This is a genomic window from Breznakiella homolactica (genome assembly GCF_016616095.2).
GTDB lineage: Bacteria > Spirochaetota > Spirochaetia > Treponematales > Breznakiellaceae > Breznakiella > Breznakiella homolactica.
This window is the reverse complement of record NZ_CP067089.2, coordinates 3210927-3223303: the sequence shown is the minus strand read 5'-3', so window position 1 is coordinate 3223303 and position 12377 is coordinate 3210927. Positions and strand designations below refer to the sequence as shown.

Sequence of the window (12377 nt, the reverse complement as noted above, 5' to 3'; positions counted from 1 at the left end):
TAATTATAAAACTTTGATAAACGGATACACCGCTTTGCTCTTAACCCGGTTTTCATGGGCCACCGGGACAACCCGGGACGCGTCAAACCTTCTGTCCCGGGCAAAACTCCCGGAACCGGATGTGCCGCCGTCAACGTATCCATATGCTGCAACCACAAATGCTCCGTAGTCCGACTTCCAGGCATCATACCCCTGCGCGTCAAATTGTCCGGTAATATTCCTGATTGCATCAGGTTCAAACTGGAATACCTTCTGCTGGGTTGAGAATCCAATCCCATCGTCAGCCATCCTGAAAACAACACCTCTCAGATCCGGAAGGCGCGGCATTCCGAAGTGGTCATAACCCAATTTGTAAGTTTTCCAGAGTTCGTAGAATTCCGGATATAGCTCCGGAAAGAATGCTGAACCATTGGCATAGAGGTATCCGCTTTTGTTTTTTCTGTCGGAACAGGTGATTACGGTACCTAAGGGAACGGTTACTTGGTTTTCAAAATCATACATCGATGCCCAGGTTGATCTTGAACCAAACCAGAACAGTTCAAGCATTTTATAGGGCTTAATCTCCGTAACCTGGTCATTGCCGAGAAGCGAAACACTGTGGTTTGTGTTGTTGATAAGCACCAGTCTGCAGCCGGTGAATGCCCCGGACCCCAACCGCAATTCCGAAACCGGGCCATCCAGGACAACGGTGGCATCCGCCTCAATTACGGTGGTTTCGGAGTTTTCCGAGACCACCGCAGGCCGCTGCCGCTGAAAAACCATGGCAATGTTGTGGTGCACTTCCATGGTTGTAAGGCCCTCTCCTCCGGCTGACTGCTTCGTCCCAAACGGTGTTGGGTATGTCGGAAGATTCGGGATAATGAAATGATTTAGTGATAAATCAATGATCGCCATTGAGATTTTCCTCCCTTAAAATGTTCATGACCGCGTTTTTGAAATCCGCACTTTGGAAAATATTAGTTTTAAAGAAAGAAGGGTCGTCCACATTAAACACAGTCCATTTTTCCTTGTAATCCAGGCTTGCCCAGGGAATGCGTTTTACGGTTATGGTTTTAAATCTCTCAAAGTCTTCCGCGGTGACGGGATCCACCATGAATTCATCAATGGCAATATCTCCTAGTGTGGAATTCACATCAATGTGTATAGCTTCCTGATTTCCCGACTGTACGGGAAACTGCATCACATTCTGGTTGATATATATAAAGAGGGTATCGTTGTTTTTGCATAGTCCGATATGGTACCATTGATCCTGTTCAAATCCGCCGTCTCCGCCATCGAGGATAATATCCTGGCTGGTCCAGATATTGTTGTGGAACCGTGTTAATCGGGTTCTGCCGGGTTCCGGGGTGTTATACCAAATCCCGTCGGTGGGGATCGAATTGTACGGAATTCCATCCGGTTTTTCTGTATTATACGGAGGTTCTTTTTCGGTTACTTCCAATTGGAAAATATCACTTCCCATGGACAATGTAAAAAGAACCTGGTCCGCATTCTGTTTGTAATTCATCCAGAAGTCAATGGCAAAGAGATCCGATGCGGGGAAAGTCTTCTGCAAGCGGAACTTTCCATACAAGGCCTTCGCGTCGGTCACATAGGGAACCGAATTGTTTAGCGTAATGGGAATTCCCTGCTGCTCGTTTGCCAGAATCCGTTCACCGGTGACAGTAAACATCGGTTCGCCGTACTGGTCAAATTCGTCGGTATCAAAATGGGCCACCTGGGAATGCTCCGAAAGATAGGAAAAACCTATGTCGAGTTTCTTTTGCCGCCGGCCCTGGACAGTATCATTGGTGATAAACAGTTTATCCCGTGAATAGATCTGGGTTACCTCAAGGCTTTCCAGCCCCAACTCAACATTGCCCGACCCTGATATGGGGTCCGTTTCGACATTGCCGATATTGACTTCCAGCGTATCATCCGAACTGGCTACGCCAATAAAAACTTTGAAGCTGGTGGATGGAATATGTTCCCGCAGTGCCAGGCCGCCGTTAGTCCCCAGGTAATAGGACGCGCCGGGAATTAAGCCGGAAAATCCAATGAGCTGACCGGATTTGATAACTTCGATTTCGCCATCGGTACTACCATTGAATGAAATGGGCTCGAGAGTAATTCCGATAACGGACTTATGGCTTTTTTCGGTGTTGCTGGCCACATAGGCTTTACCGTCAAAACTCAGATACAGGATTTTAAATTCCTCTTCGGTTGTTTCACCGGGAATAACATTTGCAAAAACAGAATACCGGATAGTGTTAATCTGTTCCTGAAGGTTCTGGTCTGTATTTTCCCTTTCCCATGTTTCCTGGTCCATTTCTTTTTTAATTGACGGTTCATAATCACTCTTGGGTTCGGAAACATTAAAGGTTCCCCGGCTGTTCCTTAAAACTATACGGTCGGGTTCAGCATCAATAGTTGCCTGATGTGCAGCTTTACTGCTGATGTGGTGCGATTGGATTTTTTCCAATTCCGTCACCAGGATATTTGTTTCGGTGGTAGTCTTCTGAATGTTATTAAAATCCGCCGCGGTTAAAATATCTCCGTACACACGGTAATCAACCCGGAGCAAATTATAATTATTGTAGAACTCAAGGTTTCTGTAACACGGCCAGGCAGACTGTTCGGTTGCAATGGTATCCTGGAACACAAAACCATAATCGACTTCCGGCTTAAGGAAAGACTTTTTTTCCACATCGTATACAGTCAAACCATCAGCGTAAAATATATCATGCGTCAACGAGATTGCCGCATCCTTCTTTATATCGAATAATTCTTCGCTTGTAAGATTTTCGGGATTTTTTTTATCCGGATCAGCATCGAAAAGAATTCTGGTACTCATACATAGCCCTCCTGGATTGCCGGCATTACGGGCCGGTCATTGAGAACGAGTTCACCGAAAAGACGGCAATCCCGGTTGTGTTTATTTGATTCCAGCAGCTTTATTTTCTGCTCTAAAAATCCTTTATAGGTGGTATTAACTTCTTCTATTATTCCCTGGGTATAACCGTATCCCCGGGGAGATTCCAGAGCGATGAGGTCATTTATTTCAAATCGAGGATCCGCCCAGGGATCAACCGAAAAGGAATTTTTGAATGTCTTGTAATATCTGGCGGTTGAACGGGCCAACTGGTTGGCAATTTCGTCCGAGGCAATCCCTTTCAGGTTGATGGATTTAGTGATTTCTCCTTCCAGGGCAATGGCATCGTCGTCCTTCAGCAGGATAACCCGGTTGTCTTTGGACTCGATAATCCGTTTGCCGTAAATACTGACGGCGAATTCCTGTTCCAGGACACTGTAATTCCATACCTTAACCAGACATCCGGTTCCGGTTTTGGTTATAACAAAATCGAATAATTCCTTCTTGAGGTTTCCCGGAATGATATATGATATGGAATATTTACCAGATAGTTTTACTTCAAATTCCTGGGGTTTGTTTGCTTTATTCCGTTCAAAGGGATCCTCTTTGGAAAGGTCCGGATCGACATAATCATTCGGGCGTTTTTCTATTTTCTGAGTAAAGTTTTCCAACAACATATCCTCATAGGAAGATTTTCCAATCACCGCAATGGTAAACTGGGCATCCTCTTCTTCGGGTTTATTAAAAATCCAAACTCTCACTTCTACGGTATTCCGCTTCTCTTCTTCCGGATATTCTCCGTCATATTCAGTGATTTCATACTCAAGTGTACCGGGGGTAAATGGGTCAGTAATTTCTGTATGGATATAGTGTTCCGGTATCTTAAATATCTTCAATACACTTGGTTCTGTTCCGGCCCCAACGGGCCTTTCAAAAATACCTTTGTTTTTGTATTCTTCAGGGAATGGTGTGCCGGAAAAATCCTTGTACATAAACACTTCTTTTTCCACAATCACTTCATTGGTTTGATATTCCTCAATGGTATATTCGGTCCGGATGATATTGGGATTAACATCCCCCATTTTATTTTTTGTGGACTTGCTGTAATCGCCGGAGGTGAGATACCGCAGGGGGTAACGTGAAGTTCCCCGGATGCTGGGAATTTTCCGGACGGTAATGCCGTTCCCCCGGGCATTCATGAAACAGACGGATTGGCTTAACTCACAAAGGTTGTTCAGCAGATCGCCGGCTTTTCCCTGGAGAGCATATTTAGCCAGGGCGATCTTCTCGAGAGACTGGTCTATTTTATTTTCAAATAATCCCAGCCGGTTTGCCAGCGTTAAGAAACAGTCCATCACATTGGTATTGTCAATGATTAGCTCGTTGATCTCGTTGTCTTTTATAGTTCCCAGGTAATCGACAGCTTTCACCGCTGCGGTGGCGGTATCCTCCGAGACTTCCCAGGATGTGGTATAAAATACCCCCAGCTCCTTTTTGAATGAAGTTCCCTTCAGCGGAAGATCCACGGAAATCTCCACACCCTTCCGGAGGGAGTTGTACAGATCGCTTTTCGTGTTCATGAAATCGAAGGGGCGTTCTTTGTTGTTGAACAACGACATGGAAAGACTTTGGATATATAATCTGCCGATGGAGCCTTCTTTATTTTGGGCTTTTTTTATTTCATGTTTTATTTCGATAATATCGTCTTCGGTATAGTGTTCAACCTTAGTCGGAGAAAATGTAATAAGCCAGATCCGTTTGCCAGGGGTACCTTTGGTTATTGTTATAGAAATGATAGAAGCCTTTCTCCCTTTCCAGGGAATTAACAATGTATCCGACTGGTTATCCTTGAGTTCATATTCATTTGTCTTGATATCCCCGTTAAAGCTAGTAATGACCGCGTCATGGATGATTCTATCACAGTCAGTTTGTATGGTAATCAGAGAAATATTCCGCGGGGCAAAACGGACTTGTATGGTGTCATCCACATTTCCATCTTCATCAGCTTTATTTCCAATATAACCAATTCTGTTTTTATAAAAAGTCCTTTTCTGCTGCCAGCCGCGTCCCCGGTGGATGTTTATTGACCAGGGGAATACCCTGTTCCGGATGTCCGAGCCGGTAAAAAGCCGGTCATGGCTATACGGAACCATAGGTTCAATAATCTGGTCCGGGATGGAACCGTCAACCGCGTTATTGGCGTAAATCTGTACCGAAGGATCATGCTTTAAGGCTAGGTAATTGAAAGTTGCGTCCGCACCGAATATCCGGCTATCCCCGGTAATGATCCCGGTTATTTCCGCATTGGTTCTGATCATATTTGCATCCCCCGGAACATGGTAAGTGGGGATTTACCTCCCTGCCGGTTAATCATGATATCCTCATCCAGATTTGAACGGTGATATTTTTAGGGCGGTTTTCATTGGCTACCGGGACGACCCGGGATGCCATAAAACTTCTTTCATAGGGATATTGGCGCCCTGATGAATATCCTTTATCATTTCTGCCAGTGGATTCAGTCTTGAAGGCACCTCCCCCGTCTTCGGCATTTTCCGTTCCCTGGGCAAAAAAATTACCCGTGATATCACGGATCGCATCCATCTGCCCGCCGCCGGTTCCTCCGTCACCTTCGTTATAGGTCAAATCAGTTTGAGGGGTTTCACTATCAAGGGATACGCTTTCTTTAAAAACTGATGCGTAAGGTCTAGTGGTATTTTTATCATTCCCGCTATCCTCTACCCGGAAAAAAACATTGGGGAAATGCCGGGAAATATTATCCCATTGTTCCGGTTTCATATCCCACAATTCATATGGGGTTTTTGCCCCGGGAAGACGGATGTAAATAAAGCCCACCGGTGGTACAACGGTTTCCATCTTTTCAAGAATTTCGTTGTTCCTTTTGAGGTAATCAACCAGAGTGTTCCAGCGGTTTGCTTCAAAGGGTTCATCTTCGCCTATTTTTTCCGGCACAAAATCCTTTATGCCATTAATCATTTCAATTAAACGTTGTTCCATGGCTCACTCCATTTCAAAATTTACGCTGTTGTGAATGTATATTTGCCCCCGGTTTTTGTATGAAGTTTTCGGGGGTTGTATGATGTCGATGTCGGCTTTTTCATACGGTTCTTCGGGAAGGGGGTGCTGCTTTTTCAGATACAATGTAATTGAAGAAGCGTCCGCGGCTTTTTCGACAATGGTCATCAGTTTCTGAAAATCCGTTTCAAGAAGTATTTCATAGGCAAAGCTGTATTTGTTCCAGCGGCGCATGATGTCCTTTCGCTTGCGGCCGTTTGCCATGGTTACCAGATTTACCTTTTCCGCCGGATTTCTGCTCAGCTTAAATCCCTGGGGCAGGACAAACACATTCCCGTCAATTAATACAAAATCAGTATATTTTCCCTCGTCATAAAATTCCTGTAATGTCATTTGATCAGGCTCCTACATACCATTGTCTTTTCGCGTCTTCAACCAGTTCCAAAAGATCCCTGGATACTTCATTTTTAAGATAAGAGAATACGTCTTCTTTGGTGTCACCTTCATTGCTGGAAAAATTGAGTTCATACACCGGGGCATAGGTGAATCCGCCTTGATTTATCTGCTGATGTTTGGTGTTCCTGAACAAGGAATCGATGTTTTCCGGAGTGATCGGTAGGTAGAGTTCGGGCACTCCGGCTTCCGCAACGACCGCCCTGGCTCCGGAGGACATAAGGATAGAGGTCCCGCCGATACTGGGCATGAAGATACCGCCTTCGGCAAGTTTTTTCGGCGGTGATGGAATGGGCTGCGGCGTAAACTGAGGAGGCTCTGGGGCGGATGCGGCAAAACCTGCCTGGACGCCGGCGGCAACCGCAGCTGCGGTATGCATGGCAGCACCTACAAAGTTAAAGCCGGCAGCGTCCCCGATAGCCCTTACTGTATATTCCGCCGCTTTTAGCGTAAGGGTCAAAATGGTTGAGGCCTTTTCCCATCGGGATTTTACAATGGCAGCGTCAGCTTCGGCCTTGCCTGCTTCATTTTCAACATTAATCCTCTGAACCGTATATTGATATTCCGCCTCATTCTTGGCGTTCAAAAGTTCATTTTCTTTTTTTAAATCTTCTTCAGCCTTTTTCTTTTCCGCTTCTTCCTTTTTCTTCTGATCTTCCGCTTCTTTCTTTTTCTTTTTTTCCGCTTCCAGCTGTTTTTCAAGCTCCCGGAGTTTTTCTATATTTGTTTCCGAGGCAAAGGCTTCTTCAAGCTCAGTGATGTTCCGGTCGTACTCGGCTATCTGGGCCTGGTACATCCGTTCCTTGTATTCTTCTTCAAGGCGTTCGTTTTCAAGGCGGTTTTCTTCCCGGAGGGTATTCAGTTCTTCATCGAATGCGGCGAGGTCTCTGTTTTTGTTTTCTTCGATTTCCCGTAATTTATTCGCATTATCCTGGGCTGCCCGTTCCTGGTTATTGTCCATGAACGCAAAAACGGTATCCTTAATGTTGTTGAAGACGTCAGCAATATAACCGCCGTATTTAGCCACTTCCGAGAAGAACTTTTCAATATTTTTTAACCATTCTGGTGTTGAGTCTAATTCTTTCCCGACCTCATCAATCGCGGTTTTAAGTTCCTTAATTTCTTCTTTTAATATTTCCGCGCGTTCTACATCTTCTTCCGTACCGGATGCCATGAGCGAGTTATATTCCGAGAGCAGGGCATTTTGCTTTGCTTTTAAGGCCGCCTGTTTTTCCAGCAGGGCATTTTTTTCTGCTTCCTTTTTATCATCGCCGAACAAACCTAATTCTTTTTTCGCTTCTATTTCCTGTTCGATTGCCGCTATGGCATTTTCAGTGGTTTGGCCGAGCTGCTTCTTTTCAGCGATAAACAGTTTTTCAGAAATGTCATTTATTTTTGTTTCAAATTCATCCAGTTCTTGTTTTAAAACTTCGGCCCGTTCTTTATCCCCTTCTACCGCAGAATTAACGAGCGTGTTGTATTCGCCAAATAAAGAAGTTTGCTTGTTTATTATGGCCGCCTGGGTTTCCTGAAGGGCTTTCCTTTCGGAATCGAAATCGAGAAGTTCCTGGGCAATCTCCCTTTCTCTTTTTCGAATTTCTAATAGGCGCTCCTCCTGTTGATTTTTTTCTTCCTGGTTTCCCGGATTGCTGTTAATTAAATCATCTTCTTCCTTTTTTATCGCGTCCCATTCATCATAAAGATTCTGCGCGCCTTCTTCACGGTCGCCAAATTTTCCCAGTTCCTTTTTCAAAGCGATTTCTTTTTCGATTGCCGCTATGCTGTTTTCGGCTATGAGAGCGATCCTTTCTTTTTCAATGATTAAAAGCCTTGCCGCGCTTTCCGTTTGCATAGCGAGCGCTTCTTCGCGCCGAAGCTCCGCTTCTTTTCGTTTTTCCTCTATTTTTTGAAGTTCTTTTCCTAAAGTAAGATCTTCTTTATCTTCTTTTGCTTCATTAGCTTTTTTAACTCCATTGAGCGCGTTATAGCTTTCGGTTAACTCCTGGATAATGTCCAGTTCCGATGCCGCCGCCTGCGCGGCTTTTTCGTTTATTCCCCGGAGCGCGTCTTCTGTGGTTACGCCTTTTTTTCCTTCGAGAGGCTTTACGATGGCATTAACTTTTTCCGCCGGAGTTCTATTGTCTTTTATAGAAAAATTTCCCGTAAGTATATCGATCCGGGCTTGGGATTCTTTCAGGAGTGTTTCTGTGGTTTCATAACCTTCGGCAATACTTGATTCAAGGGCATTGGTCAGGGCTTCCCCATAATTTTTGCCGTTGGCTTCCGCCGCTTCGGCATCTTCGTGGGTAAAGGATAATAACAGGGCTTGTTTTTTCTGGTGCCATTCAAGTTCAACACTGAGCAAATCACCGCCGGCTTTTTTTGCGAATTCGTATTTCTTTTCGTATTCGGCGTTTAAAGCTTCGTATTGATCTTTGCGGGAAATATCGGTGGCAGAAGAATTATTATCTATAGGTGCTTTTAATATCTCTAATGACTTATTTGCATCTAATATATCATTGGTTTTTTGTATTATATTTGCGTTTTCTGTCTCAATATCACGTAATAGGTTTTTTATAAAGACGAATGATTCACTCTGATTATTTAATGCAAATATTTCTTCTACTAGGTCGGGATTTGAAAGTAATGTTTCTTCTTCTACCCCTAATCCGGACAAAATAGTTACTATATCCTTTTTATGTGTTACTATTAAGCGCTCGCTTTTCTTTATTTCTTTATTTAATTCCTCTATCTGATCTGAAATATTTTTTTCTTGTTCTTTATCTTTATTTTCTGAAGCGTTTTTTATAACCTGACCTAATTGGTTTTCTGCTACAGCTTGTTCAATAATTGATGTGGTTAATTCAGGATAGATTTCCTTTAACCTATTTCTGATAATTTGCTGCTCTATTAGCGCTTTGGCAAAATTGTCTTCCGAATTATTTAAAACGAGATATTGCTCGCCTAATGCTTGGGCTTCAATTTTATGATCAACAATGGAATTTGTATTTTTAATTACTGTTTTTCTTGATTCTTCTTGAGCTTTTTTTGAATCATCCATTGTCTTTTTCAAAGAGATAAAAGCTGAAATCGCTGTTGAAACCGCTACTAATGCGAGCCCTGCTGGGTTTGTTATTGCTAAACCTTTTAGGGCTTGAAATGCTTTGCGTGCTTTGCCAAGCGCTGAAACAAAACCTACCACTGTTGTGGTTGTTTTAATTGTTGATTCCGCAATGTTTCCCATAGCAACTATGGGGTGATTGCTGTCCGCGCCGAATTTTTCGAAAACATCTTTAAGCGCTGTGGCGGGACTTAAAAAATCTTTTACCGCAGGCAGCGCGTCTTTTTCCATCACTTCGCCAAAGCTTTTCGTTTCGTCCTTGGAATCGCCGATCCCTTCTTTTAATTTGCTAAGGCTCTTCTGCGACTGGTCGGCCGCTTTCTTCAGGGCTTCAAGTTTCTTCGTCAGATCACCGATGGTGTCTTCCAGGCCCGAGGCGGAGTCGTCTACATTGCCGAGGCTTTTATCAATTTCATTCAGCTTTTCTTTTGATTGTACTAACGCGAGTCCCAGGGAAATAATCGCAGTCGCCGCCAGGGATGATGAGGTTTTAATATTTTCGAGCAATGTGTTCGCCGCTTCGGCTTTTGTGCTGAACTCAGCAAGCGCTTTGTTTGATTCACCGAGATCCCCTGCTATATTGTAAACACCTTCATATGCTGTTACTGCCATTATAAATACGCTCCGTACAAATCCTTTTCGTTTTCCTTGGTCAGCGTTTCGGATTCTTCTCCGCCGGCAAGCATGCCCCGCCGCATAAGATCAAAGGAAACACCGTTTTTCAGTTTCCGGTTTATTGTTTCGATGGCCCAGCGGCGGAGCACATAGTCTTCAGTTACTCCGTAGAGTATGCAGAGCCGGTCTATTGACTCGGCCCAGTCGTGTTTTTTTTTGAGTCTCCGGAATCTCCGCCGGATTCTCCGGTGTTTCCCCTGGCGGAATTCCGCACAATGGAAGAAATGATTTCCATAAAGAACTGGTCCACCATTTCCTTAGATGCTTCCCTGGAGATTTCGTCACGGGTGACATCAGGATAAAAAAAGGAACAGAACCGGGCAATAAAATCAATAGAATCTTCTACAACTTCTTTGGCGTTTTCCTCGGCGTACCGCAGGGATGAATCCAGATCCATACCTCCCGCTGCTTTTGTCTGCTTCTGAAGGAGTTCATTGTAGGACTCGATCATGGGGATTGCGGCGCCGGAGGGAATGTATCCAAGTTCGTATTCGCGGCCGAGAAAGACGATTTTCCGTGACGGGGCCCTAAGGGCATCAAGATTTATGGTTTCTGTCTGCATGGTTCTGTTCCTTTTCCTTTTCTTTAGACTTCCTGGATTTCCCGGATGAGGCTCATGGCTTCAAGGTCCATATTGTCGGCCATGTCGGGATGGGGGGAGAATTCGAAGCTCAGGGGAACTTCGGCCACATTGTCGGCGTCGTTGTTTGACTTGAGGGTAATAACATCGTCGGATACGCAGAACCCGTAGGGGAGTTCCCAGGTCCGGGAAATCATCCGGCCGTCGTCGGCCCGGCGTTTGTTGGTCAGGCGCATGGCAAGGTTCCTGGCAATACCGGAACCGCCCTGGCTCATGGTATAGCTCTTCGCCGGGGTAACTTTGTAACTGATTTTGAGTTCCTTTGCGCTGTCGAAGTTGTCGGAAATAAGAACAATAAAATACGCACCGGCATATTCAATGATCCGGTAATCGGTGTTTTCCGCCAGGACGGAATCCTGCTCAACCTCAACATTTTCCGGAGCGTTCCCGTTGTAGTTGAATTTGCTCAAGGGAATGGGGCTGTCCTTTTCCACGCTGCCCGGCAGGTGTTTGTCCGTAACCGTGGTAAGTTCGCCGGCTTCGTATGCAACAGAAACAACACCGTCCATTACCTTTGCGAGAACAGGGATGTGCCGTTCCAGCAGGGAGAAAGCCACGGTAATCTTCTTGCCGGTCTGCCCTTTCATGGGGACGGTTCCATTGTCCGCGACCACTTCAATCTTGGTATTTGCCGGGGTAATGCTGATACCCCTGGCAAGGCCGAGATCTTCGAGGCCTACAAGCTGGTAGCCCTTTTTACCGGACTCATTGATGATCGACACAGGTTTCTGGGCGATTTCAATTTTCGCCGAACCCAGGGTCATGGAATTGGGGTTCTGACTTTTCGTCAAATCCATTTTTTAGACTCCTTCCGAGACCGCATTGACCGCGGCCTCATAATTAAATTCAAGTTCGACGAGCCAACGTTCGTCGTAACTATACAGATTGATATTCTCCGGACCATACGATTCATCATCATTCCGGAGAGGGTGGTGGTATGCGACGGCAAATAGATTGTCCGCGATGCGGATACCTCCCTGGGTTTCGCTGAACCACCCGGCGAGGAGGAGGGATGTATCAAGCAAATGTGAAATTGATGTGTCATCACCGGGGATACCGCTTTGCAGCAGGGCCCGAAGGCGAAGCCGGATCCGGCCGTTACCGGAAATTACGGGATGGGGAATCGGGATTAGATTTACCTGCAGATTTTGGGAAGGCCCTGCGGGTTCTCCGATAAGCACCTCCACAGAGCATGTGTCGGAAAGTTTTTCTTTGTAGGCGTTCAGTATATTGATCCAGTTCCGTCTTGTTTCAGGCATGGGGTCTCCCTGCTCCTTTTTCCGGGAACCGAAATGCCCGGTTCCGTAAGAGCTGTGAAGAAATATACGGGACTTCAGCGGAGAATACTGGAGAATAGATAAGCCTGGGAAAAATTTATCCATCAAAGAAGGAGGAGGAGGATCTCGGCAAGGTATATATTGTAAATCTTCTATAGAAGCTGTTCCAGTAATCTGAACCAGAGGCTGTCTGTACCTAAAGACCCATTTCCTAACTATTGTTAGTACATATTCAATTTCAAAATGATACATACTAATCCTCCCTGTTCCGGGTCAGCCGGGCAGGGACTGAGTTACGGTGTGGCATCCTTCCGCGCCGTCATTTCT

The 12377-nt window shown here is 45.1% G+C and carries 10 protein-coding genes; all 10 read right to left on the bottom strand.

What is annotated here, in order from left to right:
- Window positions 1-3: 3 nt before the first annotated feature.
- The 10 genes from JFL75_RS14555 to JFL75_RS14510 all read right to left on the bottom strand — a co-directional run bounded on the left by JFL75_RS14555 (window position 4) and on the right by JFL75_RS14510 (window position 12032).
- Window positions 4-786 (bottom strand): hypothetical protein, encoded by a 783-nt coding sequence (locus tag JFL75_RS14555; protein WP_215627404.1) that lies wholly within the window; start codon window positions 784-786, stop codon window positions 4-6.
- A 94-nt stretch (window positions 787-880) separates the two neighbouring features.
- Complete coding sequence (locus JFL75_RS14550; RefSeq protein WP_215627403.1) at window positions 881-2833, bottom strand: hypothetical protein; 1953 nt, start codon at window positions 2831-2833, stop codon at window positions 881-883.
- Window positions 2830-5169, bottom strand: a complete 2340-nt coding sequence (locus tag JFL75_RS14545) for a hypothetical protein (RefSeq protein WP_215627402.1) — start codon at window positions 5167-5169, stop codon at window positions 2830-2832. Before JFL75_RS14545 ends, JFL75_RS14550 begins: the two co-directional genes overlap by 4 nt.
- A gap of 52 nt (window positions 5170-5221) precedes the next feature.
- The gene (locus tag JFL75_RS14540; protein WP_215627401.1) at window positions 5222-5866 is read right to left on the bottom strand and encodes a hypothetical protein; all 645 of its coding nucleotides are present in this window, start codon (window positions 5864-5866) and stop codon (window positions 5222-5224) included.
- Between the two features lie 3 nt (window positions 5867-5869).
- Window positions 5870-6277, bottom strand: coding sequence for a hypothetical protein (locus JFL75_RS14535; protein WP_215627400.1), 408 nt, complete (start codon window positions 6275-6277; stop codon window positions 5870-5872).
- Between the two features lie 4 nt (window positions 6278-6281).
- Window positions 6282-10070: a coiled-coil domain-containing protein gene (locus JFL75_RS14530; RefSeq protein ID WP_215627399.1), complete on the bottom strand. Its 3789-nt coding sequence runs from the start codon at window positions 10068-10070 to the stop codon at window positions 6282-6284.
- Window positions 10070-10222, bottom strand: coding sequence for a hypothetical protein (locus JFL75_RS14525; RefSeq protein ID WP_215627398.1), 153 nt, complete (start codon window positions 10220-10222; stop codon window positions 10070-10072). Before JFL75_RS14525 ends, JFL75_RS14530 begins: the two co-directional genes overlap by 1 nt.
- 38 nt (window positions 10223-10260) lie before the next feature.
- Window positions 10261-10695 carry a hypothetical protein gene (locus JFL75_RS14520; protein WP_215627397.1) on the bottom strand — a complete coding sequence of 145 codons (435 nt, stop codon included), beginning with the start codon at window positions 10693-10695 and terminating at the stop codon, window positions 10261-10263.
- Window positions 10696-10718: 23 nt separating this feature from the next.
- The gene (locus JFL75_RS14515) at window positions 10719-11570 is read right to left on the bottom strand and encodes a hypothetical protein (protein ID WP_215627396.1); all 852 of its coding nucleotides are present in this window, start codon (window positions 11568-11570) and stop codon (window positions 10719-10721) included.
- 3 nt (window positions 11571-11573) lie between these two features.
- Window positions 11574-12032: a hypothetical protein gene (locus JFL75_RS14510; RefSeq protein ID WP_215627395.1), complete on the bottom strand. Its 459-nt coding sequence runs from the start codon at window positions 12030-12032 to the stop codon at window positions 11574-11576.
- Window positions 12033-12377 lie beyond the last annotated feature (345 nt).